The following is a 25,642-nucleotide window of genomic DNA, read 5'->3' on the forward strand; positions in this document are numbered from 1 at the left end:
TAATCACGGCAATGGCGGTGTGGTTGGCAGTCCTGGCAGCAGGATCGAGCCGTTGGCGACGACCGGCACATCCCCCGAAGTGGGCAGGACCGCGACAGTGGAGCCAGGGTTGTTGGCGGCCAGCACCGTTGCGGCGTCGCTGGATCCTGATGCTCCGCTTGCCAGAACCATGCTACCACCGCTTGCCTCGCGAACGTTGAGACCTACGGCGCCAGACGAAATGGTGACCTGGTTGCCTCTGACATCTGCATGGCCGACCGAGCCGTTGCGTGCCGCGATCGATATGGCTGTCGGGGCTGCGACGGCATCGGTCATTGTCGCGACGTTGTTCGTGACCGTGACATGGAATTCCGGCGTCCTGCCCGCATCCGGGGCATCGACCAGGATCGCGCGCGCAGTCCCCGAGGTCGAATTCTGAGTTACGTTATTGTTGCTGATCAGCAGCCTGGCCTGCGAGACTTGCCCCGTAGTGCTCGAGAGGAAGGCAATGATGGCGTGATTGGTCGCCCCCGTTGGAGCAGTGACCGTGTTACCGCTGATGGTCGCCTGCAACAGCGAGGCGGCAGTCGCGTTGCCCGGCACCTGGCCAACGAAGATCGACGTGCCGCCAAAGCCGGAGATGGTGTTGTTGGTAATCGCCGTCGTCAGGTCGCCGTCGGCGCCGTTGGAGAGCACTATGCCCTCATTGCCTTGCGTACCGCGGGTGATCTGGTTGTTGTTGATCGTGGCATGAACATTCGACTGGCCGAGGGCGCTGATCTGGATCGCCTGCGACTTGTTGTTGGAGAAGGTGTTGTTGTCGATGTTGATGAAGGCCTGCGCCGTTCCAGCAAATTCCATCTGGATGCCGTCGGATCCAAATGACGACGAATTGTCGTGGATGTTGGAATTGCGGATCGTCAGGTTCATCGTACCCGACTGGTTGTAGACCTCGATTTGGTGTTCAATCGAGCCACTGACATTGACGTTGTCGATCAGCGACGTTCCGGTAAGGCCGTTGCCACCGAGCACGTCGCCAAATGCGATGGCGCCTTCGATTGGACCCGAGTCCGACCCGTTCACACCGCTGATCGTACTGTTCGCCAGTGTGAACCCGTTCACCGAGAAGCCGCGAATTGCGCTGTTGTTGAAGTCGTTCAACTGCATCCGATCAAGACGCACATCGGTAGTATTGTTCAGATAGATGCCGTTGCCAGTCGTCGTGGCGCCGTCGGCGCCGGTCTTGTTGGCGATGGTGCCGCCGCTGCCGGCAGCGCCAGTGCCCGTCACATGCAGCCCGCCAAGTGCTCCCGTCGTGTCGACAATGATGCCGGTGGCACTACCGCCACTTGATGTAATCGACTGGAAGGTCACATCAGCCGCGCCGATCGTGGTGTTGACGATATTGAGTGCCGTTCCCGTTCCCGAGTTGATTATGTTGCTTGCGCCAGTCGCGCTCACCGTGCCGCCACCGGTCGCATTGAACGCTGTGGTACCGCTGGCGCTGGTATTGAGCGTCAGCGTGTTGGTGAAATTGATCGTCGCACCGCCATTGTTGACCAGATTGATGCCGTCGCTCGATCCGGTCGAAGTCAATGTACCGTCGAACGAAACCGTACCGCCGGTCTTGTTCTGGATGTCGACGACGCGACCATCGCTGGCTCCGGTTTTCGAAACGGTGCCGTTATAGTCGATGCTTGCGCTGCCGCCGCTAACGAGGAACGCCACGCCTGAGGCGCCGGAAAGTGCACCCGAGCCCAGATTGACGGTGCCAGTCACGTTGGTCAGGGCAACATTGTTGATGCCGCCCGACGAGGTGGTCGAAACCAAGTTGACGTTGGCGGCAACGCCATTGAGCAGCAGCGCCTGCGCCGAGCCGGCATTGATCGTGCCTGTCGTGACGTTGATGGTGCCGCCGTTGCTAGCCGAGAAGCCCGTGGTGGCGCTGGTGACGATATCCAGATTGGCGAAGCTGACCGTCGAGGCCTGGCCGTTGTTGTTGATCGCAACCGCCGTGCCGGTCATCGCAGTGGTCGTACCGAGATCGACAGTTCCGGTGAAGCTGACCGAGCTTGCTGCCGTTGCGCCCGAAACGCTGATGCCGCTCGCAGCACCATTGGCGACGACCGTGCCGGCGAAGGTGAAGCTGCCGCCTGTACGGTTGGCGATACTGACCGCCGTGCCCGAGGTGTTGGCGATGGAACTTGCGGCGTCGAAGCTGATCCCGGCATTGCCGCCGGTGACGGCAAGCGCGTTTGCCCCACCGATATCGACATTGCTGGCGGTGATCGTGCCTGCAGGGCCTGAAGCCCCACCGAACGAGATGCCGCCAGTGCCGGCACCTGTAATCGAGATATTGCTGAGCGTCGTCGTTCCGCTGGCGTTGCGGATGTCGAAGGCGATGCCCGTCGCCCCGGTGCTGGTTACATTGGTGATGGTGGTGTTGGAGGCGTTGAGGATCGCATCCGACCCATTGCCCGAGAACACGACGTTGTTGATCGTCGTACTGGCGGACGGTGTGATCTCGATGCCAGCGGTCAGGAAATTCCTGATCGTCATGTTGGTGACGGCGGTACCGGAGGCGCCGGCACCATTGTCCTTGATGCCGCGCGCCACGCCTGCCGGGCTGCCGTCGAGGATGAAGCCGTCGATGATGTTGCCGCTGGTGCCAAGCGTGATGACGTTGCTGCCGGCGCTGCTGGTCAGCGTTGCCGCACCACTGCCGACGGCAGCGATGGAGATCGCGTTGCTGGCCAGCTGGATCGTGCTCGGCACGGACAGAGCCAGGTTGATCGCGCCATTGCCGAAGCCGCGTACCTGCGTGCCGGCCGCGAGATTGAGCGTGTTGTCCGCATTGGTGCCGGCTGCTGTGATGACAGTGCCATTGTTGATCAGGACGATGATGTCGTTGACACCAGCCACCGCCTCGGCCGCCGCCAGCGTCATCGGGTTGGCGCCGTCGGCGCCAGAACCATTGCCGCCGCCGGTGGCGCCATCGCTGTCGACGAAATAGACCTTGCCGATGCCAAAGCCGAGGCCCGGGCTCGACTGGAAATCGATGTCGCGGAAATTGTACGTGCCGGCGGCCGGCGCGCTGCTGGCGTCAATGGCGACATTGGCAGTGATCGTCGACAGCTTGTCGGTGACCGACTCGCCATCACCGTAGGTGAAGGCAAGGTTGGTCGCGCTGTTGAGGAAGATGCCGGTGTTGACGCCGGCAATGCTCGAACTGTTGCCGCCCGCCACGGCGTCGCCGAGGCGCACGGCCTGGCCACCGCCGGCACCGCGCAGGTCGACGCCGATCGATGTGCCGGCAGCCGCCAGGTTGGTGACGTCGAAGTCGTTGGCCGTGACCGCGGCATTGATCGTCGCGCCATTGAGGTCGAAGGCAATGGCCGAACTGCTGTTCAGGCCAATATCGAGATCGTTGAAGGACAGCGCGGCGCCCAGCGCGCCCGAGACATCGACGCCACGCGAGGTGATGTTCTGCAGGTTGACGGTGCCAAGCGCAATGCCGCCGCCACTGGCTCCAACGTTGTTCAGCGACATGCCGGTCGCCGCGCCGTTGACAGAAACTGTTGCGAAATTCACGCCGGCCGCGCCGATAGTGACGCCGTCGAGGTTCAGCGCCGTGCCGCTCGTGGTCGTGATCGTATTGGCATTGCCGCCAGTGCCGACGCTGACCGTGCCACCGCCGCTGGCATTGAAACCAATGCCGCTGGTGGCGTTGATTGCCAGGCCGCCATTGCTGAAATTGATCGTCGCGCCGGCATTGTTGGTCAGGTTGACCGCATTCGCCGAGCCCGAATTCAGTGTCTTTGTAGCGCCCGAGAAGTCGATGGTGCCGCCGGTGCTTGCGTTCACCACGATGCCGGCTGCGCTCAGATTGCCCGATAGCGTGACCGTACCCGAGGTGATGCCCAGAACATTGGCGGCGAGGCCGCTCGTCGAAGCGACCGTGGCATTTATGGCGACAGTCGTTGCACCGATGCCCCCGATGATTTCCACACCCGTTCCGGAGCCGGAGTTGATCGTGTTGCCGCTGCCCGAGACGGTCACGTTCGCTGTTTCGCCAGTACCGTTGACGACGATACCCGTGCCCGTCGTCGTGTCGATGTCGAGGCCGCCATTGATGAAGCTGACCGCCGTCGGCGAGAAGACGCGTACGGCGTTGAACGTGCCGGTGTTGAGGGTCTTCTGCGTGCCTGAGAAGACGACGCTGCCGCCGGTGCCGCCATTGACCTCGACGCCGCGGAGTGCCTGGGTGATGTTGCCCGACAGGGTGACGGTGCCGCCCGTGCGGTTGCCGATCGACGCACCGAGACCGACACTGGAGATGGAGGCGGCACTGCTGATCGTTCCGTTGCCACCGACCGCCAAAAACGCGCTGCCGGTCGAGGTCGTGGTGGTCAGGCTGCTCGACGCATGCTGGATCGAAAACGCCAGGTTGCCGGTCGTGTCGTTGAGATCGACAGCATTCATGCCGGTGGTGACATTCAGCGGGCCGGCAAAGTCGATGGTCAGGCCTGTGCCTGAGTTCCTGATATAGACGCCGTTGTCGTCGTTGCCGCCGGTGATGGTGGTGGTGCCGGCAAAGGTGTAGGTGCCCGTACTGCCGCCGCCGATGCTGATGCCGAAGGCGGTTCCGACCGTAGCTGCATCCGGCGACAGGCTGACAGTTCCGGCAAAGCGGACGGCGCCCGAGCCGGCATTGATGTCGATGCCACCGCCGCTGAGATAGCCGCTGGCGCTGACATTGTTGAACTCAGCCGCGCCGGCAGCGCCGTTGCTGAAATTGGCGCCGTTGATGACCAGCCCACGCCCGTTCGTCGTGGCGATGTTCCTGATCGCAGCACCCGACAATACGACATTGCCGTAGGCGGCATTGAAGCCGACCCCGCCATTGTTCTGGATGTCGAGCCCGCTGGCGAAGGTCAGCGTGTCGGTGCTGCCGGCACTGCGCTGCCACTTGATGCCGCCCTGACCAGCATTGGTGATGCCGACAGAGCCCGCGAAGGTCACCGAAACGCCGTTGGCGACGTTGTCGAGCTGGATTGCGTTGACGGTGGTGTTGGCGATGGTGACCGGGCCGTTGAACTGAATCGTCGGCGAGGCAATCAGGTTGAGCAGCTTGATGCCGTTCTGGCCACCGGTCACATTGATGGTGCCGAATTGCGCCGAGCCGCCAGTGCCATTGGTCAGCGCGACATTCGAAATATCGAGCGCTGGACCATTGACGTTGAACGAGTTGCTGGCACTGGCGAAGAACAGCTCGCCGCCAGTGGCTGCCGCCCTGTTGGCGGAGATGCCGCCGACGCCGTTCGTGCCGGTGAAGCTGGTCGCGCCGGAGAAGCCGATCTTGTTGGTGTTGTTGACCAGGAGATACGCGCCGTTGAAGAAGCTGCCGGCCGTTCCGCCACCCGCGACGTCGATCGTGGCTGTGCCGAAATCCAATGTGCTTCCAGAGCCGTCGACGGCGTTGGCGTAGATGCCGAGCGCGACATTGCCGCCGAAGATGGCGTTCGATGCCTGTTGGACGGCAATGTTCGTCGTGTCGAACTTCAGGTTACCGGAGATGGTGTCGTCCAGGAGGAGACCGTAGCCGCCGACGCGGTTGGCCGCAGTACCGGCGATGAACGCGCCGCCATCGACCTGGTCAATGCCGGCGGTCGCCGCGTTGGCGTCGAAGACCACGCCCCCAAGAATGAAGCCGCCGACTTCGCCATTGTTGCCCAGCAGCGTGATGTCGGAGAAGGCGCTGACCTTCAGGACTCCCGCACCCACCGCACCATCGACCACGCCGATGTTGCCGCCGGTCGCCGACAGGATCAGGTCCGACAGCGCGATCTCGCCATTGGCAACACCGTCGGTCAGCGACAGCGCGCCGCCACCGCCACCAGCGATCATAGCGCGGCTGAGCATCAACTTGGTGATGTCACTGCCCTGGATGCCGATGCCGGCACCGGTATTGGCGATGATGACGTTGTCGATGCTGGCCGTGCCGGCGAAGCTGATGGTGTTGCCATTGGCAGTGGTCAGCGTCGGCAGCACGGTGTCGATGCCGCTGGGCGCGTCGATGATCGTCGACGAACTGATGCCGCTGAAGCTGAAGGCATTGCCAAGGCCGCCGCCGACCGCACCGAGCGGCGCCGTGTCGATGGATTCGCCCGCTTTGAGCCCGATGAGCACCTGGCCATTGACCAGATTGAAGGTGTTGTTGCCCAACCCGACCTGCTGCGCCAGCATCATGTCGATGAAGTCGCTGGTGCCGTTCACCGATGTGTCGATGAAGACGATGACGTCGGCGCCGGATGCTTCTGCGCCCTCGATCGAACCCGGATTTGCCGCGGTGCCGTTGCCGGTACCGTTCTGGTCGACGTAATAGACCGTCGGCCCTTGCGCCTCCGAGATATCGCCGACAAAGCCGCCATTGGCCCCATCGACGTCCTTGAAATTGTAGGTCCCGGCCACAGGGAAGACGCCGGTCGAGGCCATGATGTCGACGGCCTTGACGGTCGACGGCTTGTCGACGGTTCCCTCGCCATCGCCATAGATGAAGTTGATGGCCGTCGTGTTGGTGAACTGGAAGCCGACGGCCGGGCCGTTTCCGCTGCCGCCGATGGTGGCAGCCGTGGTGTTGCCGGGCGCGCCCGCGTCGCCGAGCTGGATCGAGCCGGTACCGGTGGTGCTGGACAGATCCACTGCGGTCGTGCCGAGGGAACTGTCGCTGGTCAGGTCGAAGTCGGTCGCGGTGAAGGTGCCATTCATCACCGCATTGGCGAAGCTGATGCCGGTCGCGCCATTGCCGGTCATCGCGATGCCGAGGCTGGCGAAAGACACCGTACCGGCATTGGTCCCAGAAACGATGACGCCGGTCTGGCCAAGCCCGACATTGGTCACGCTGGTGGCGCCGAAGGCAACGGTGCCGGTGTTGTTTGAAAGTTCGATGCCGGTCGCGGTCTCACTGACGGTGACAGCGCCGAAAGTGGCGCTGCCGGCGACATTGAACACCGACAGACCGGTTCCGGTCGTGTTGGTGATCGACACGGGAGCGGTGGCGTTGAAGGTCGCGCCGGCGCCGAGCCCGGCAACTATCACGGTTCCGCCACCGCTCGCAGTCAGCTCCGAACCACTGAAGCTGATCGTGCCGCCGGTCGGCGCCGTCGTCGTGCCGACAGCCAGAAGATTGCCGAAGCTGGTCGAGGTGACAGCGCCGGTGAAAGCAACCGAACCGCCTGTGATGCCGTCGATCTTGACCGCCGTGCCGCCCAGCGCTGCGGCGCTTGTGACGGTAGCGCCAATGGTGATTGTCGCGCTGCCGCCGGAAACAACCACGCCATCGCCCATGCCGCCATTGGTGATCGTGCCGCCGATCGAGATCGCGCCGGTGTTGTTGGTCAGGCTGACATCGGCTCCGGCGACGTTCGTTGTGACCAGGTTGTTGACGTTGATGGTGGCAGCACTGCCCTGGACGGCGAAGCCCGGGCCGGTGCCGCCGACCGTCGCCAGGGTTGTCGTGCCACCGAAGGTGTAGGTCCCGCTCTGGACATTTGTCAGCCGGATGGCGTCGCCATCGGCGCGGCTGATGTTGACGGCACCAAAGGTGACGTTGCCGCCGCTGGTGTTCTCGATGAGGATGCCCGTCGGGACAAAGCCACCGGAGCCGTCGACTGTGACGCTGGCGAAATTGATGCCGGCGGCGCCAATCGTCAGGCCCGTGCCGCCAAGGTGGATGCCACGCTCGGTCGCACCAGCGCCAGTACCGATCGTGTTGCCGGCCGCTGTGACCGTTACCGTGCCGCCATCGATGGCCCTGAAGCCGAAACCGCCGTCTGTGGTCAGGCTGAGAGCGCCGGCGAAGTTGATCGTGCCGCCGGCATTGTTGGTGAGGTCGATGGCATTGGCTATGCCGGTGTTGGCGGTGATCGCACCGAGGGTGGCGCTGCCCCCGGTCATCGCATTGATGCGGACGGCGCTTGCCGCGCTGGTCTGGTCGATGGTGCCGTTGTAGGTCAGGGTGGGCGTAGCGGTGTCGATGTTGAACGCTATGCCCGACGTGTTGGCAATCGAACTCGCCGCATCGAAGTTCAACGTACCGGTGGAGCCGCCGGCGATGTTGATGCCCGTGGCCGCGCCGGTGATGTTGAAATCGGCGAATGTGGCCGTGCCACTGTAGTTGCTGAACGACAGGGCCGTTCCCGTGACACTGCCGACCGTGCTGGTGCCGGTGAAGCTTACCGTTGCAGCGCTATTCGCCAGCAGGATGCCGGTCTGTGCGGACTGGATGACGAGGTTGTTGACGCCAATCGCACCGGCCGCGCTGCTCAGGTCGATACCCGTGACAGCGCTGGCAATCGTGACGCCGGCAACGTTCAGGCCGGAGATGCTCGTCCCGTCGATGGCCGCTCCCGAGCCGCCATTGCTGACCGTCAGGTTCTGGATGAGGTTGCCATTGGCGAGGTTGATGGCGCTGCCGCCAGCATTGTTGAGTGTCGCCCCGCCATGGGAGAACGGATCCGCCTGCGTCGCGCCGGCAACGACATTGGCGCCGGTGACATTTGCCGGCGGCGCTCCCAGATCGACCGTTGCGCCATTGGCGAAGGACACCACCGACTGGCCGTTGGAAAGCGTGAAGCCGTCCGCGTCGGTGTCGATGACATCTACGGCCGACGACTTGACGAGGACGAATATCGTGTTGGCGTCGGTGGTCAGGTCATCGGCCGCAGCCGCATTGATCAGGTTGCCGACGCTCGAGCCGTCACCGGAACCCGTGTTGCCGGATCCAACGAAGATGAGATTGGCCGTGTCGAACAGCTGCGGCCCGACCAATGCGGTGGTGTTGAAGGCATAGGTACCGCTGCCGGCCAGAAGACCGCGCATGTCGAGCGAGGCGACAGAACCGGTGATCGAGCCGCCACCAAACGAGAAGGTGGTGTTCGCGCTCGCCGCGCCCGCACCATTGTCGCCCATCTGGACGCCAGTACCGACACCCGCAATGACGCCGCTGCCGATTGTCACCGTCCCGCCGGTGGTCCCAGAAAGGTCGATACCTGTCGAGGTGCCGCCAGTTCCGGTGATGTCCAGCGTCGTCGCCGTGAAGGTCGAGCTGCTGCCCGAAAGGTCGAGCCCCCTGCCCGTGAGGGACAGGTTGGTGATGTCGATGTTCTGGAAGCTGATCGTGCCGTTGACGCCTTGAACGTCGATGCCGTTACCGCCGGGCTGGCTGATCGCCACATTGCCGAAGCTGATCGTGCCCGAATTGCCATCAAGCAATATGCCGGTGCCGGCGTTGCTGATCGTAACTGCGCCGGCAAAGCCGACCGTTGCCGAGCTGCCACTGATTACGATGCCGTTGAAGGCGGTGTTGGATATGGTCGTCGCACCGGAAACGGTAAAGTCGCCGGAAACCCCGGCGAGGCTAATTCCGGTCGAGCCACCGGTCTGGCTCAGGCTGGCCAGCGTGACGTCAAGCCCGATGCCGCTCGCCAAAAAGCCCGTCAAGCCATTGCCGGAAATCGTTCCGTTGGCGATCGAAAGTTCGCCGACCGATGTTCCCGCAGCACTAACGCCATTGCCGTCGTTGCCGGTCACATTGAGCGTGTCGAAGCTGTAGGAACCGGTGCCGATGCTGATCGCCAGGCCACTGCCACCGTTGTCGGTGAGTGTGGTCGTCCCGGTAAAAGCGTAGGTACCGCCGCCCGCGATGGCAAGGCCCGTGCCGCCATTGTTGGACGACGTCAGGTTACTGCCGGAAACGCTGTTGGTTCCAGCAAAGAGCACGCCGTTGAGATCGGCACCCGAAACAGTCAGACCCGTCAGCGTGACATTGCTGACGCCACTGCCGAAGACGCCGTTGCCGCCGCCCGCATTGGACAGGTTGAAGTCGAGCAGCGAGGTGTTGTTGGCAAGGATGACTGTGTCGCCGCTGCCGGTGTTGGTGAGCGTCGCGGCGCCGCCGGCGTCCGATATGGTGGTGCTGTGCTGGACATTCGTGCCGGTGACATTGATCGGCACGCCGCCGAGCGAGAACTGCCGTCCATTGCCGAAGGACGCCAGCGTCTGGCCGGCACTCAGCGAGAAGCCGTCGGTGTCGTCGATGTCAGTGCCACGGTTGACGAGCACGAAGATGGCGGTGCCGTCGGTGTTGGCATCGGCGGTGGCGATTGAAGCCAGATCGAGAAGCGACGAGCCGGTGCCCGATCCGGTGGCCGACGCGCCGACGAAGATCAGGTTCTGGGCGTCGAATAGCTGCGGGCCGACAAAGGTCGTCGATCCGAAGCCGTAGGTGCCGAGCGTCTGGTTCAGCCCGCGTGCATCGAGCGACGCGGCGACACCCGAGATGGAGCCGCCACCAAAGGTGAACTGAGCGTTTGCCGAATTGAGCAGGGAGCCGGAAATGCCGAAGCGCACGCCGGTGCCGACATTGGCGATCACCCCGCCATTGGTGATGATGATCGACGAGCCGCCGATCGTCTGGACGAGGTCGATGCCGATCGAACCGGCACCCGTTCCGGAAATGTCGACCGACTGCGCCGTGAAGTTCGTCTGGCTGCTCGAGAAGTCGAGGCCGGTGTCCCCAGCGCCCAGCCCGGAAATGACGATGCCGCCTGCAATCACCGCGGCATTGACGCCGGCAAACGAGATGCCGTCGCCGCCGGGATTTGTAATGTCGATGCCGCCGAAGCGGATGGTCGCCGGCGAACTGGATATGGCGATCGCCGAAGCTGAGGTGTTCGAGATCGAGGTCTGGCCGGCAACGGTGAAGCTGCCGGACACATTGTCGAGCACCACGCCCGACGTGCCACCATTGTGGCTGATCGAGGTCAGCGTGACATGGGCGGTGATCGGATCGATGAAGACGGCAACGCCACCATTGCCGGAAACGGTGCCGCTGGTGGTGGTGAAGCTGCCGGTCGGCGCTGTGCCGGTGACATGGATGCCGGCATCGCCGTTGTTTGTGGCGTTCAGCGTGGCGAACGAATAGTTGCCCTTGCCGATGACATCGAGGCCGTCGTCGGTGTTGCCCGACAGGAGCGTCGTGCCGGTGAAGCTGAAGGTGCCATCGCTCTGGATGTTGAGGCCGTCGACACCGTTGCCCGTCGAGGCAAAGTTCGAACCATTGATAGCAGTCGAGGTACCGGTGAAGTGGGCGCCGCTGCCGCCCACGCCGGTGACGGTGACATTGGCGAGTGTTGCGCCATTGACGTTGTTGCCGAAGATGCCGTCGGCACCGCCGGTGACCGTTATTCCCTTGAGCGTATTGCCGTTGCCAAGCGTAATGACATTGTTGGCCGCGTTGGTGCCGCCAATCGTGCCGTTGCTGCCGCCCAGATTATAGGTGCCGGTGCCGCCACCAAAGAGTTGGGCGGTCACACTTTCGCCACCGCCGATGACCGTCTGGCCGTTGGCAAGCGCAACACCAGCGGTCAAAAGGTTGCCGCTGCCGCCAAGGGCGACCACGAAACCATTCGCGCCGGCATCGGTGACCGCATCGTCCAGTGTGGTCGGGTCGCCGAACGTGCCGAGGCCGAGCGTGTTGCCGCCATCGGCGAAGAAGAACTTGCCGAACGCCGTGCCCGTGGCGGCGTTGATCGCGACGCGCGTCGTCGAACTGGCGAGCTTTTCATTACCCTCTATCCTGACGCCGATATCGCCGCGCACCCGCTCGTTGACGCGTTTGCGCAAGGCGTCGCTGACGGCGTAGACCGGCTCGCTGCTGTCGCCTTCTTCGACGCCGCCGCCTGCATTGAACGGGATCGTCAGCCGGACGCTGCCGGCGAACTGGGTATCGTCGCGATTGTCGTTGCGCACCTCGCCGGTGAAGGCGATGGACGCGCCGCTGCCGAAGACATCACCGATCGAATATTCGAAACCGGCCTTGCCGCCGGTGATGCTGTCGTCGTCGCCATCGGGGTCGCCGAAGTGGTAAGCGCCGACATCCAGCCGCAGCGCGTGATGCTCAGGCAGATTGACCGGCACCTGCACGCCGATCTCGCCCTCGATGCCCCAGGCGGCATAGTTGCGCCGGTCGATGACGGATATCTGCTCGAGCAACTGGTTGCCGACCAGCGACAGGCTCGAATTGGTCGATTGTTCGGCTCTGTCGCCGCTAATCGGCAAGTAGACATTCACATGGGCGTCGAAATTCGCCGTGATCGCCTCGACGCCCAGCGTCGCCCCGGTAAACTGATGCCCGTCCTGTCTCTGGGTATTGATGTAGGCGTAGCCGCCGAGCATCAGGTCGGGATTGACGATGCGGCGAATGCCGAGGCCAAAATCCTGGCCAAAGGCGTCCTCGAAGTCGTGCTTGGCCCTGACATCGAGGAACAGGACGGATTCGGCTGTCTGCTTGAGCGGAACAAAACCCTCAAGGGCAGCGGTGGCGCCGTCATTGTTGGCGCCGACGATGGCGCGGACCTGCGGCTGCCACAACCCGTCTTGCCCGGCATAAGCTGCCATGCCCGACAAGGCCAAGGCGATCGTCGACAAGGCCGACGTCCGCAAAAGATTTCTGGCGCGCTGCGCCAGGCTATACTCAGCCGAAACTTGCGGCTCGCTCGTCAGGGCGATAGCCGCATCGGTATGCCTTGCGTTGTTGGGCAGCAACCGCGAGTGCATTAAAGATCCATCCCAAGGGGGGCGTTCTTGGTTTTCCTGATAGGTCTACCAATACACGCGCCTTGCAAGAGGATTTTCTGCCACCATTGCGTGCATTCACATAAAAAGAAGTCATGTTGCAGTAGAGCAACAGAACCCGCGCTTTTTTCAGCCTAAGTTCAGCCAAGTCGAACCAGTCGATCCCCAGCGAAGGCAAGAAAAATGCGCCCAATCCCAATGCAAACAACAACGTCATGTCGAGCTGTCAACATCGGCGCTGCTGCGCTCACCTTGTTGTTTGCCGGCGGCGCTTTTGCCCAGGAAGCGAAACCCGCCGATCCGAAACCGGCTGAGTCCAACCCGTGGGCAGTCAACTGCGCCAGCGGCTCGACAATCAACGAACTACAATGCCAGGTGTCGCAAAATCTGACCGAGTCGAAGACTGGCCAACGCGTGTTGACCGTGACTATTCGCAAGGAAAACGCCGATGGCGGGCTCGCCATGCTACTTGCGTTGCCGCATGGCCTGTTTTTGCCTTCCGGTGCGTCCTATCAGATCGATCAGGGCGAAAAGGTCGTTATCGCGATCCAGACAAGTGATCAAAACGGCGCCTATGCCGCCTCGCCGCTGACACCGCAACTGATCACCGCGATGAAGGCGGGGACCAATTTGAACATCGGCATGGAATCGGTCACGCGCAAGCCGGTGGCCATTCCGGTATCGCTGGCCGGCTTCACTGCCGCGATCGACAAGCTGCAGGCCATCAAATAGGCAGCGACGAGGGACGGGGCGGGCCCTTGCCCGCTCCGTCCAGATCGGCTCCGGTCAGCCCTGATCGTCGCCCATCGGCGCGTTGTCGCGGCGGCCAGCCATGATCTCACGCTTGCCGACATGGTTGGGAGCGCCAACGAGGCCTTCCTTTTCCATGCGCTCGACCAGCGAAGCGGCACGGTTGTAGCCGATGCCAAGGCGGCGCTGGATGTAGGAGGTCGAGCACTTCTTGTCGCGCTGCACCACCTTCACCGCTTCGTCATAGATCGAGTCGCCGTCTTCGGCAGCGACGGCGCCCTTGTCGAAAACGGGGCTGTCGTCGGCTTCCGGTGCCTCATCGTCCTCGTCGGCGGTAACGGTCTCGAGATATTCGGGACGTCCCTGCGCCTTGAGATGGGTGACGACGTGCTCCACTTCGGCGTCCGAGACGAACGGGCCGTGAACGCGCGAGATGCGGCCGCCGCCGGCCATGTGCAGCATGTCGCCCTGGCCGAGCAGCTGTTCGGCACCCTGTTCACCAAGGATCGTGCGGCTGTCGATCTTCGACGTCACCTGGAACGAGATGCGGGTCGGGAAGTTGGCCTTGATCGTGCCGGTGATGACGTCGACCGACGGGCGCTGCGTCGCCATGATCAGGTGAATGCCGGCCGCACGCGCCATCTGGGCGAGACGCTGGATGGCACCTTCGATCTCCTTGCCGGCGACCATCATCAGATCGGCCATCTCGTCGACGATGACGACGATGTAGGGCATCGGTGCGAGGTCGATCTCCTGCTCCTCGAACAGTGGCACGCCGGTGCCCTTCTCGAAGCCCGTCTGCACCTGCATCACCACCGTCTCGCCCTTGTCGCGGGCGACGGCGGCGCGCTCATTGTAGCCGTCGATGTTGCGCACGCCGAGCCGCGCCATCTTGCGGTAGCGGTCTTCCATCTCGCGCACCGCCCATTTCAGCGCGGTGACCGCCTTCTTGGGATCGGTGACGACGGGCGTCAGAAGATGCGGGATGCCGTCATAGATCGAGAGTTCGAGCATCTTGGGATCGACCATGATCAGCCGGCACTCTTCCGGCTTGAGCCGGTAGAGCAGCGACAGGATCATAGTGTTGATGGCGACCGACTTGCCCGAGCCGGTGGTGCCGGCGACGAGCAGATGCGGCATCTTGGCGAGTTCGGCGATGACAGGCTCGCCGCCGATCGTCTTGCCCAGGCACAGCGCCAGCTTGCAGCTGGTGTTGCGGAAGCCATCCGACTCGATCAGCTCGCGGAAATAGACCGTCTCGCGCGTTTCATTCGGCAACTCGATGCCGATGACGTTGCGGCCGGGCACGACCGCGACACGCGCCGAGATCGCCGACATCGAACGGGCAATGTCGTCGGCAAGGCCGATGACGCGCGAGGATTTGACGCCCGGCGCCGGTTCGAATTCGTAGAGCGTAACGACAGGGCCGGGGCGGACATGGATGATTTCGCCGCGCACACCGAAATCCTCGAGCACGCTTTCCAGCAGGTCAGCGTTCTGCTCCAGCCGCTCCTGCGACATGTAGAAGCCCTGGCCTTCCGGCGGCAGCTGCAAAAGTTCCTCGGGCGGCAGCTGATAGGCGTCACCCGTGGTCGCCGGCACGATCCTGCCGATCGGCGGCAAGGGCGGACGGGCGACCGGCGCTGCGATCTCGACGCTTTGAGGCGCGGGCTCGACGCTTACAGCCGGTGCAACGTTGGCTATGACGGAAGCTTCCGGCTTGGCCTCATTCGAATTGGCCGGTGCCACGACCGATGTGACACTCTCGACAGCCGGGATGCACTCGATGACACGGTACAGCGCGGTGATTTCCGCAGCCGGAACTTCGGTGCGCCTGACGATGGCAGGAACTGGGACAACCGGCACCGGCGCGGGCGCTGGACGCGCGGCCAGGACTGCCGGCGAGGGACCTTCCGATGTGCTCGGCGCCATCAGTTCGAAGAAGGCGTGATCGGAAAGATAGGACCAGCGCGCCTTCTTGGGCTGGCCGGCAGGCACGGCCCCGCTGCTGGCGGAGGGTCGTGGGTCCGATAGCGTTGCCGTCGGACGCGCCACCGGGACAACCGGCTGCGGCGCGACTCTGGCCTGTTGCGTCGGCGTTGGGGCAGCCGGCGTTGCAGCAATCCTGCTGGCGATTTGCGCCTGCAAGGCTTCCACGACCTGCGGCCGGCGGATCACCGTTGCCGAAGGCGCGCCTGCAACGGCCGGCGTCGCTGCGACCTGGGCTTCCGCTAGTGGCGGCTGGGCAACCGCTGTCGGTGTTTCGCTCCGACCGCCGTCGGCATCGCCGTCCGAATGCCGCTTGGCGGCATCGTAATTGGGCGTGCGGGTGAAGCGCACATTGGGTGCCAGGAAGAAATAATCCTGCCAGCCGGGGCCATCAGCCGCCGAAGGCAGCTGCGGTCCATCCCCCTTGTTTCCAGGGCGATCTGGCCGGTCATCATGCGAGGCTGGGTTCGAAAAATTCACTCGAGGCAAACGCGTGCTTCCCATACTCAAGAACTCGCTGATGAAACGTCCTGCGAGCAATAGGAAGCGAGTGGTTAACAGTTCCTTCCAGCGCCCTGCTTTGTGATCTGGACGCGTCAATTCGCGAACGCAACAAATGGCCCGGCCTCTAATTTTGTTAGCAGAATGTAATATGACCACGGACATCAAAGCGGACATCAAAGGATGCCTGTGGAGCTTCGGCTTCGAATGTTTGCAACCCCTTGTTCCGTTATGCTAACTTTACGTCATGCGGTAAGGAGATGCGGCTTGTACCGCTTTTGGAATTGGTTTGCGTATCCGAAGGCTGGGGGCAAAAGAGGCGGGGGGCCCGGACCCTCGAATCTTGCTATGGTCCGTGATGGACGCCTAGCTGGCTTCCTGGCAAACACCACCGATCTTGTGTCGTTCTATGACCTCGATTTTCGCCTGACCGATTGCTCGGCCAGGCTGAAAAGCATCCGTGGCAACGCCATGGCCCCTGGCGCGACGGCCTGGGAAATTTACCCTAACTTTGGCGAGAACGAGCTTCGCGCGGCGATGCAGCTTGCCGTGCGCGATGGCTCATCGACGAGAATCAAGCTCAAGGCTTTGTCGGGCCAGCCGGCGGGGACCATATTTTGCTTCGGAATGGCAGAGGGCGTCGGCATCATCGAGTCCGCGGAAGTAGGGCATGACGGTCGCGCCGCCGCTGAAGAAGCGGATCGCGTGAAGTTGTTGCAACATCAGGCGACGCATGACGCGCTGACAGGACTGCAGAACCGCCGCCGTTTCAGCGAGCGCCTGGACGAGGTCCTGGCGGAAAGCGGTGATTCCAGGGACAGGTCGGCCCTGCTGCAGATCGATCTCGACGATTTCAAATCGGTCAACGACACGCTTGGCCATGGCACCGGCGACACCTTGCTGCAGCTGGCGGCAAACAGGATCCGGGGCGCACTGCAGGACGGTGACGCTGCCTACCGGTACGCCGGCGACGAGTTCGCGGTCATCCAGGCCGGCAAGCAACAGCCCGGGGCGGCAGAACGGCTGGCGCAGGCGATTGTCGATGCCTTCAAGGCACCCTTCATCATCAACGACATCCCACTTTTTGTCGGCGCCAGCGTCGGTATCGCCTTCGGACCCGAGCATGGGGTCGAAAGCGAAGAGCTGATGAAGGCCGCCGACATCGCCCTTTACGCCGCCAAACGCGATGGCCGCGGCTGTGCACGGACGTTCAATCGCTCGATGATGCTGTTGCTGGAGCAGCGGGAGAATCTGAGGCGAAGCCTCCGAATGGCCCTGGAGCGGCAGGAGCTCTATCTCGAATATCAGCCGCTCATTCGCCCGCCATCGACGGTCATCGGGTTTGAGGCGCTGCTGCGATGGCACCATCCCGAGGTTGGCCTCATTCCGCCAAACGTGTTCATCCCGATCGCCGAAGCCGACGGCCTGATGGACGACATCGGACGCTGGGTGCTTGAGGAAGCCTGTCGTCAGGCGATGACCTGGCCTTCGTCCCTGAGCATCGCGGTGAACCTGTCGCCGGCACAGTTCCTCAGCGGTTCGCTCACCGATACCGTGGCGCAGATAATAGACAAGGTCGGCATCAGGGCTGACCGTGTCGAACTTGAAATAACGGAAACCGTTCTTCTGGAACAGACAGTCGACAACCTCGACACGCTCAACACTCTCAACGTCCTGGGAATACGCATTTCATTGGACGACTTCGGTACGCACTACTCTTCTTTGAGCTACCTCAAGAATTTTCCATTCGATACATTGAAGATAGACCAGTACTTCATAAAGGACCTCGTGGCTGACCGGAAAAGCCAGGCCATCGTCCGTTCGGTCATGAGCCTGGCACATGGCTTGGGTATCAGTGTCACCGCCGAGGGGGTCGAGACAGCCGGCCAGGCAAATTGGCTGGTCGACGAAGGTTGCGATTGCCTGCAGGGCAACTACCTCGGGCGGCCGATGGGGGCAGACGCGACAGGCGAATTTGCCGGCCGGTCACCAGCGGAGCAGAAAGCACCGCAAGGACAAGACCGAACATGATAACAGGCAACACCCCGTAAGCTTGCCTCGACGGGGCAGGCGACGAAGACTGCATATGCGCATAGTGTCACGGCGAACCAATATCAGGTCGGGCACCATAAAATTTACCAAGCGATGCCATTGCCGCGCCTGGCCAGAACAATAAGAGGGTGACATGCCGACGAAAGATGCGAATGCGGAACCGAGTTTTCGCACAATGATCCAGGTGGACATGGAGATCGCATCGTTTCTTTCCAATTGGGCGCATTGTGACTACATCTCGAGCTATCTGGCACGAACGATCAGCCACAACAGGCCCGACTCGGTCCTTTTCTCAAATCTGTTTTCATCGGCGCTCAATGAACTGCTTGAGGTCACCTTCCGGACACGCCACTCCGGGGGCGCGCTCGAATGCAGGCTGTCCCGCCATGGCGAAACGGACAGGATCGAGCTGACATTTGCCTGCAGCACGGACGAGCGCACGTTCCTGGAAGACGCGGTGGCCCGTGTCCAGGGCAACGACCGGCAGGCGCGCTATCTGAGCTCCCTTTCAGGCGATGTCGCGCCGAGCCGCGACATGATGCTTCTCGAACTGACCGTTAACTACAATGCGACTCTTCGGCTTGAAGAGGTTGATGCCGATACGGTTACGATCGTGGTCGATCTTCCGCTCGGGGGCTTGGCAAATTGACTGCGCATCTTTCTCCCACTGGCGGGCGCTTCAAGGCGCATTTTGACCTGAACAACCAGGAGTTCTCGATTGCTGGCTCGGTGCGTCCGCAAACAATTGACGAGCTTGCGCCCAGCCTGGCGCTGCTGAAAGAGTCCATCGATAACGTACGTGGCGTGCTTTATGTAAACGTCAGACGGCTTGCGCAGATGAACAACACTGCGTTCCACGCATTTTCGCGCGTCATCATCGATGCGTGTCGCGTCAGGCCTGACCTTAGATTTGTGATCGTCACATCCAGCGTTGTCGGCTGGACGACGCGCAAGTTCGGTCGTCTCAGCAAGATCGAGCCGAGCATCGCTGTCGAGGAATACGACAGCGAATTCTATCCTGGGCAGAGCTTCCTCGAAGAGGGTGGGTTTATTCCGATCCTGCGGACCCAGACCAAGATGACCTGGCGCCACGAGCGCTCGATCCTGCCGCGCCACGGCATGCGACCGGGCATCATCATGGCCGATATCTGCTGCGGCATCGGCGATTTCGCCGTTCTGGCGCAGAAGGAATTCGAGCCGTCGCGGATCGTCGCGCTCGATCATTCCAAGTCGAGCCTTGCCTATGCCAGGAAGGTCGCCAGCGAATTCGACATCACAGGCATCGAGTACACCTACGGCGACGCCTCCGAGATGCTGCTCGACGATGACCAGTTCGATCTCGTCACTTGCCGGCACTCGCTTCAGATCTTCAATCGCCCGGCGCAGATGCTTAAAGAGCTTTATAGGATATGTAAGCCAGGAGGTCGGGTCTACATTACCAACGAGAAGAACTCGCATTGCTTGGGAGAACCGCGCGCCGAAAGCATCAGCTGGACGTACAACGAAGTGGCAAAGCTGTTCGAATACTTCGACATGGACGTCGAACTGGGCCCCAAGAGCCGGCGCTATCTGGCTGATGCGGGCTTCGACGACATCCGCGTCGAGTCATTCATGGTGACAAACCTCGATGGCGATCCGCAGGATTTTGCCGACATGATCAGTGCGTGGGAAGACGTCTATGCCGGAGACATGGCGGTGAAGCGCGGTGATTCCGAGGAATTCATCAAACAATTCCGGCAAGGATTCCAGGACCATATCTCCGCAGCCCTGCACTCCAAGGGTTATGCTGGCTGGCCAATCTGGGCTGCCTCGGGGCAGAAGCCGCTATGAGCACCGACACGCGGGATACGCCTCGTTTCGACCTGCATTCCTTCCGGGCGAAGTTCGTGCTCGTCGTGGGCGGCGCAGTGCTGTTCGACCTGCTGATGAGCGGCGGCCTGGCGCTGTGGAACGTCCAGCGGCTGTCGCAGGACGCAACGTCGGAGGTCGGCGCCGGCCTGACCACGGCAAACCAGGAGTACATCCGCTCCTATGCCGACTCCACGGCAGCGCGTGTCGACCTTCTGCTCGATCGCGTCCATGCAGACGTCAACACGCTGGCCGGCGTCATTCAGGGGCAGATCGACGATCCTGACAGGCAAAAGCAGGTTGGCACCACCCTGGCGAGCCAGTCGGCGGCTTCTGTGAAGGTCGTCTACGACACCAAGGGGCAATGGGCGCAGAACCTGCCGGGCGCCCCCTCCGTGGTCAGCGTCTGGGGCTATCTGCTTGGTCCCGACCACCAGCCACTGCCGGCGGTCAGGGAAGAGATCGACAATAGCGCAGTGCTGGACCTCGTCGCGCCGAGCCTGCTGACCAGCGGTTCGTCGAAGCTGCAGATGTATTACATCGGCCCGAAGGAGCGGCCGATCTTCAGGACGGCGCCTTATACCGACCAGGCCCAGACCTTCGATCGCCTCTACCCCGGTCACAACACATCCGAGTTCTGGGAGTTCTTCTTTCCCGGTATCTATGGCTCGTGGCAGAAATGGGCGCTCGATCCGGCATCGCGCTTCATCCCCGACAACGACATCACCCAGACCGCGCCTTACACTGACGCGATCACCGGCAAATTGATCGTCAGCTTTTTCCATCCGCTGTGGACGCGCGACCGCACCGGCGTCGCTGGTGCTGCCGGGGCCGACATCACGCTCGACCAACTCGCCGAGATCGTAGAGAACGTCAAGATCGCCGAAACCGGCTTTGGCTTCCTGACCATGCCGAACGGCAACGTGGTTGCCATCAATCCCAAGAGCGAGGCGACGATCGGACTTGTGTCGTCGAGCGACAAGGGTACCGATGGGGTCACTGGCGTGGAGCGTTCGCTGCGCGCCAGCACCCAGCCAGCGATCGCAACCCTCGATCTCAAAAGCGGCAATGATGGCGTGATCCAGCATGTCATGCTGCAAGAAAAAGGCGAAAACGTTCCCTACATCGTGGTTTTGAAAGGGCTCAAACCAACGAACCTTTGGAGTGCCGGGCCTATTGAAAAGCAGGCGATGTCGGTGGGCATCGTCGTGCCCGAGCGCGAGATCTACGCCGCGTTGTTTGCGGCGCAAGACAGCATATCGAAGGCGACGAACCGGATCCTGCTCTATCAGCTCCTGGCGATCATCGTTTCGCTGATGATCGTGTTTGCCGCGGTGTTTGGCCTGTCCAAGCGTATCACGGCAGGTCTGAGCGCACTTGCCGCCGCGGCCCGGCGGCTACAAGCAAAAGACTATTCCGTCCGCGTCAACATCCCGTCCAAGGACGAGGTCGGCGAGGTCGGCGTGGCCTTCAACCGCATGGCCGAGCAGATCAGCTTCCATACCGAGAACCTTGAACAGCTCGTCGACGAACGCACGAGGGATCTCGAAAGCGCCAACGTCGAAATCTCGACGCTCAACGACAAGCTGCGCAGCGAAAACGTGCGCCTGGGCGCCGAACTCGACGTCGCGCGGCAGATACAGATGATGGTGCTGCCCAAGGCGCGCGAACTGGCGCTGATCCCGGGCATCGAGATCGCGGCCTACATGCGGCCGGCCGACGAAGTCGGCGGCGACTATTACGACGTCCTGCAGGACGGGCATCGCCTGAAGATCGGCATTGGCGACGTCACCGGGCACGGTCTCGAGAGTGGCGTTCTGATGTTGATGGTACAGTCGGTTGCACGCGCACTACAGGAGACCGGCGAGGACAATCCGCGACAGTTCCTCGATCGGCTGAACCGCGCAATCTTCAAGAACCTGGAGCGCACCAACTCCGACAAGCACTTGTCGCTGGCCTTCCTCGACTATGAAGACGAGCGGCTGGTGCTTTCAGGCCAGCACGAGGAAGTCCTGGTCGTCCGTGCCGGGGGCACCGTCGAGCGGATCGATACGCTCGACCTCGGCCTGCCGGTCGGCCTCGAACGCGACATCTCGCCTTTTGTCGCGACGCGCGACATCCCGTTCAGCAGTGGCGACGTCATCGTGCTCCACACCGACGGCGTTACCGAAGCGGAAGGGTCGGGCGGCAAGCTGTTCGGCCTCGATCGACTTAGCGAAAGTGCGCGGTCGCGCTATGGCGGCAGTGCCGAAGAGATCAAGACAGGAATTGTCGACGATCTGATGGCCTACATCGGCACACGGAAGATACACGACGACATTACCCTCGTCGTCATGAGGCACAGGTGAGCACATGACAACTTTGTATGGCCCGGCCGACATTGCGATCGGCATGCGAGACAATATAAGCCGCGTCAGGTTGTTTGACGGACCGCTGGAGCTGAAGTGGCATCACTGCGCCACCACCTCGGACTTCATCGCCGATCTCTTCGCGCTGCCTTTTCACGGATCGCGCAACGACTACAAGGAAGTCCGCCACAGCATCGGCTATCTGGTCAACGAACTGATCGAAAACGCGGTCAAGTTTCGCGAACCGGGCGAGATCATTGTCGAAGCATCGATGGATGCCGACAACTTCAAGGTGAAGGTATCGAACGTCGTCGCCGGCAACACAGCGGCAACATTTCAGAAGCTTCTCTCCGAGATCACCATCGGCGACCCCGGCGATCTGCTGATCCAGCAGATCGAGGCAAATGCCGCCGATCCCGACGCTACCGGCTCGGGGCTTGGATTGCTCACCTTGATGAGCGATTATGGCGCACGTCTGGCATGGATCTTCAGCCCGGTTGAATCCAGCAACCGGGTTCACGTGGAGACCTACGCCACGATCCCGATCTCGCAGTCTCACTAAAGAAAGAATGAAGGCGTCCATGGAAGTAAGAACCGATGACTATCGCGTCTGGACAGAAAACAGCGATGTCTATTTCGAAGGCTCCATGCGGCTTGCCGGCTCGGAGGCCTACGCACCGATCCTGGCGTTGATGACGGCCATTCTTGCTGAGGCACCACAAACCATCACGCTCAACCTGACGGATCTCGAGTTCCTCAATTCGTCCGGCATCAACCTCTTGGCGAAATTCACCATCGAGGTGCGCAAGCACGCCGCCGTCCAGCTCACAGTCCGCGGCAGTTCGGAGATCCCATGGCAGTCCAAGTCGCTGCCGAACCTCAAGAAGCTGCACCCGGCCCTGATCCTGCAGATCGACTGATCCGGCGTTGCGCCGCTGATGACACAAGGCCGCGGCTCAAGTGCCGCGGCCTTCTGCTTTTCAGCTCAGCCAACCGCTCAGTTGATGGCTGCGATGTTGCCCAGGCGGATGAACAGCGTTTCGCCCGAGGAATCGTCGACGCCATCATTGTCGGTGACGACAAAGGCTTCGCCTGACGCATCGATGGCAAAGCCCTCGACCTTGTCGACGACGTAGCCGTTGGTCGTTGCCTTGAGATCTGGCACGAGGTCACGCACCAAGGTCTTGGCCACCACCGGCAATTCGCCACCGAGCTTGGCTGGCTTGAAGGCATCGAGCACCACCGCGTAGACGCGCTTGTTCTTCGCTTCCTCGCCGATCAGATTGTCACGCTCGACGACAAACAGCTTGCCATCATGGGCGGTGATCTCCGACAGGCCGACCCAGCCCTTCTCGGTCGCTTCGAGCGGATAGCGTACCGCCGACCATTCTTTGTCCTTGGGCTTGTAGGCCAAAAGCTTGACCTGCCCCTTGGGATCGTCGGCCCATTCGCGCTGGATCGCCATGACCAGCATCAGGTCGTCGCCTTCGCCAAGCGTGGTGATGCCTTCGAGGCCAAAACGGGTCTCGTGCGCCAGAAGCTCGACCGGGAAAGCGATCTCTTCCTTGATCTCGCCCTTGGCGTTGACGTTGAAGACGGCGTGCGGGGTCAGCTTGTCGCTGCGGCCTTCGGAAGCAAGCCAGAACCCGCCCTTGCCGTCGGGTGCCAGACCTTCGAGGTCGAGCTTCTGGGCGGGCTTGCCGTCGCGGGTGACGACGGTCTTTTCCGTGATCAGGGCAGGGGTCTTGCTGGTATCGATGGTGAAGATCGCCGGCGCCGAGCGGTAGACCGAATCCGATACCGCATAGAGCTTGCCGGCTTCCTTCGGGTCGGCGGCGAGGCCCGACAGCGCGCCCCAGCCGAGCGGCGTGCCGTCTTCATTGGAAGCGGCTGTGATCTGCGGATAGGCGGCTGCGCCTTCACCAAGTTCATAGACCATGACATGCGAACGAGCGAGGCCGTCCTTGACAAGGTCGGTCTCGTTGGCGGTGACCAGCAGGTTGCGCTGCGGGATGGCAACCAGGCCTTCCGGACCGATACCCGAGGGCAGAAGCTGGGCGAATTCCGGCGCCTTGCCGGTATCCTTGTAGACACCGATCAGCGAAGCCCGCTCGGCAGCAACGAAAATATATTTCTGATCGCCGAAGGATGCGAACTCCAGCCCTTCCGGCTCGATGCCCTTCTTGTTGCGGGCCTCGGGATAGTGACCAGCGGCAGCCGCCCGGTATTCGAAGGATGGGCCCGAACTCGTGGAGCACTTCGCCTGTCTTGGAGAAGATGGTGAAGCCGCGTGCGCCACCCTTGTAGTCGCCTTCATTGGCAACGACGAGGCGATCATTGTCGAGCCATTTCACCGCATCTGGCTCGCGCGGGGTGTTTTCGATCTTCCCGGTGAACGACAGAGCCCCGTCCTTTTTGGTATCGACGTTTTCGAGCGTCACTTCGCCGGCAGAAAAATGCGAGACGATCTTGCCGGCAGCCGCATCGACGATGGCGATGTGGTTGTTTTCCTGCAGTGTGACGGCGATCTCACCGGCCTCGTTGAAGGCGACGAATTCGGGCTCCGGATCTTCCGGCGCGACAGTGGCGATACCGGTGAGATCAACCGTCCTGATTGAAGCACAATCCGGTGCCCCGTCCTTCAAGGCGACGATCTTGAGGTTGCCAGCTGGCAACTGTGGCAGCGCGCCTTCATTCAGTTCTTCGTCGCGCTCGTTTTCGATCGCAATGGCGAGGAACTTGCCGTCCTTGCTCAGCGCCACCGAGTCGGGCTGGCCGCCGAGATCGCAGGTGGCCTCGATCGCCTTGGAGGCGAGGTCGATGATGGTCAGGTTGCCCGCAGGCTCCTGCTTGGTCTTCGAGGTGTTGACGCCGGCGAAGACCTTGCCGCCCAGCACGGTGACGGAGGTCGGCTCGCCTTCGATCTTGACGATGCCTGAGGCCTTCGGCGCCTTGGCGTCAGTGATATCGATGAAGCCGACGGCACCGAGCGGGCTGTCGGAATAGACCAGCGTCATGCCGTCCTCGGTCGCTGCGATGATCTCCGACGAGGTCGGGGTCGCCGCATCGACGCCGACCGGCAAATTGGTTGCGACCGGGAAGGTGGCGATACGGTCGAATGCCTGGTCGGCATAAGCAGGGAAGGCCGCGGACGCCGCGAGCGCGGACGTCAAAAGCAGGAGCTTGCGTGACATGGGAAACCTCTTTGCCTGAACGGAATTGCGGTCTTCGTTTGGGGCAACGAGATTTCAGCGCGATGACAGTCGGATGATGGTTTCGTGACAGGTGCGAGATGACTGCTCGGCAACCGGGCGCACGGATGTGAAACCGGGACCATCCGCGCAACTACCTCGCGCGAGGCAGCGTTCGGCGACCTCGGCCACCGGCACCATGGTTCCTGCGTCGCCCGACGCCGAAGCAGGAAGGCCCGAAGGTCAACTGCCAACAGCCCGGATATAGGCACCGGATGCCGGCAACAACAAAAGTTCCATAATTCCTATTACGCGGCAAGCTCCTGTGGCGCCATTTTGGAGATGCGA

10 protein-coding genes and 1 pseudogene are annotated in these 25,642 nt (G+C 62.1%); 7 read left to right on the forward strand and 4 right to left on the reverse strand.

All coding sequences use genetic code 11. The annotated features are described in order from the left end of the window. Positions 1-3 precede the first annotated feature (3 nt). Both ACHMW7_RS02400 and ACHMW7_RS02405 read right to left on the reverse strand, forming a co-directional pair. On the reverse strand, positions 4-12,468 hold the full coding sequence (locus tag ACHMW7_RS02400) for an inverse autotransporter beta domain-containing protein (RefSeq protein WP_395446292.1): 12,465 nt from the start codon (positions 12,466-12,468) through the stop codon (positions 4-6). Between the two features lie 46 nt (positions 12,469-12,514). Next, positions 12,515-12,832 (reverse strand): hypothetical protein, encoded by a 318-nt coding sequence (locus ACHMW7_RS02405; protein WP_395446293.1) that lies wholly within the window; start codon positions 12,830-12,832, stop codon positions 12,515-12,517. Positions 12,833-12,867: 35 nt separating this feature from the next. Between ACHMW7_RS02405 and ACHMW7_RS02410 the strand changes: the two genes are divergently transcribed. Beyond that, the gene (locus ACHMW7_RS02410; protein WP_395446294.1) at positions 12,868-13,347 is read left to right on the forward strand and encodes an invasion associated locus B family protein; all 480 of its coding nucleotides are present in this window, start codon (positions 12,868-12,870) and stop codon (positions 13,345-13,347) included. A gap of 54 nt (positions 13,348-13,401) precedes the next feature. Here the strand turns inward: ACHMW7_RS02410 and ACHMW7_RS02415 are convergent, their stop codons facing one another. Beyond that, positions 13,402-15,858: a DNA translocase FtsK gene (locus tag ACHMW7_RS02415; protein ID WP_395446295.1), complete on the reverse strand. Its 2,457-nt coding sequence runs from the start codon at positions 15,856-15,858 to the stop codon at positions 13,402-13,404. Between the two features lie 345 nt (positions 15,859-16,203). On the opposite strand from ACHMW7_RS02415, the gene ACHMW7_RS02420 reads away from it, so the two are divergent. The 6 genes from ACHMW7_RS02420 (at position 16,204) to ACHMW7_RS02445 (ending at position 23,023) form a co-directional block, all read left to right on the forward strand. Next, positions 16,204-17,886: a putative bifunctional diguanylate cyclase/phosphodiesterase gene (locus tag ACHMW7_RS02420; protein WP_395446296.1), complete on the forward strand. Its 1,683-nt coding sequence runs from the start codon at positions 16,204-16,206 to the stop codon at positions 17,884-17,886. 154 nt (positions 17,887-18,040) lie between these two features. Beyond that, positions 18,041-18,556 carry a ubiquinone biosynthesis methyltransferase UbiE gene (locus ACHMW7_RS02425; protein WP_395446297.1) on the forward strand — a complete coding sequence of 172 codons (516 nt, stop codon included), beginning with the start codon at positions 18,041-18,043 and terminating at the stop codon, positions 18,554-18,556. Next, entirely contained in the window at positions 18,553-19,737 is a 1,185-nt protein-coding gene (locus ACHMW7_RS02430; RefSeq protein ID WP_395446298.1) for a methyltransferase domain-containing protein, read from the forward strand. Before ACHMW7_RS02425 ends, ACHMW7_RS02430 begins: the two co-directional genes overlap by 4 nt. Further along, positions 19,734-22,103: a SpoIIE family protein phosphatase gene (locus ACHMW7_RS02435; protein WP_395446299.1), complete on the forward strand. Its 2,370-nt coding sequence runs from the start codon at positions 19,734-19,736 to the stop codon at positions 22,101-22,103. The genes ACHMW7_RS02430 and ACHMW7_RS02435 overlap by 4 nt, the downstream gene beginning before the upstream one ends. Positions 22,104-22,107: 4 nt before the next feature. Next, positions 22,108-22,665: an ATP-binding protein gene (locus ACHMW7_RS02440; protein ID WP_395446300.1), complete on the forward strand. Its 558-nt coding sequence runs from the start codon at positions 22,108-22,110 to the stop codon at positions 22,663-22,665. A 19-nt stretch (positions 22,666-22,684) separates the two neighbouring features. Further along, positions 22,685-23,023 carry a hypothetical protein gene (locus tag ACHMW7_RS02445; RefSeq protein ID WP_395446301.1) on the forward strand — a complete coding sequence of 113 codons (339 nt, stop codon included), beginning with the start codon at positions 22,685-22,687 and terminating at the stop codon, positions 23,021-23,023. Positions 23,024-23,100: 77 nt separating this feature from the next. On the opposite strand, the pseudogene ACHMW7_RS02450 reads toward ACHMW7_RS02445, so the two are convergent. After that, a pseudogene (locus ACHMW7_RS02450) lies at positions 23,101-25,297 on the reverse strand (esterase-like activity of phytase family protein). Positions 25,298-25,642: the final 345 nt, after the last annotated feature.

The organism is Aminobacter sp. UC22_36, from assembly GCF_044056035.1.
In the GTDB taxonomy this organism is placed as follows: domain Bacteria; phylum Pseudomonadota; class Alphaproteobacteria; order Rhizobiales; family Rhizobiaceae; genus Aminobacter.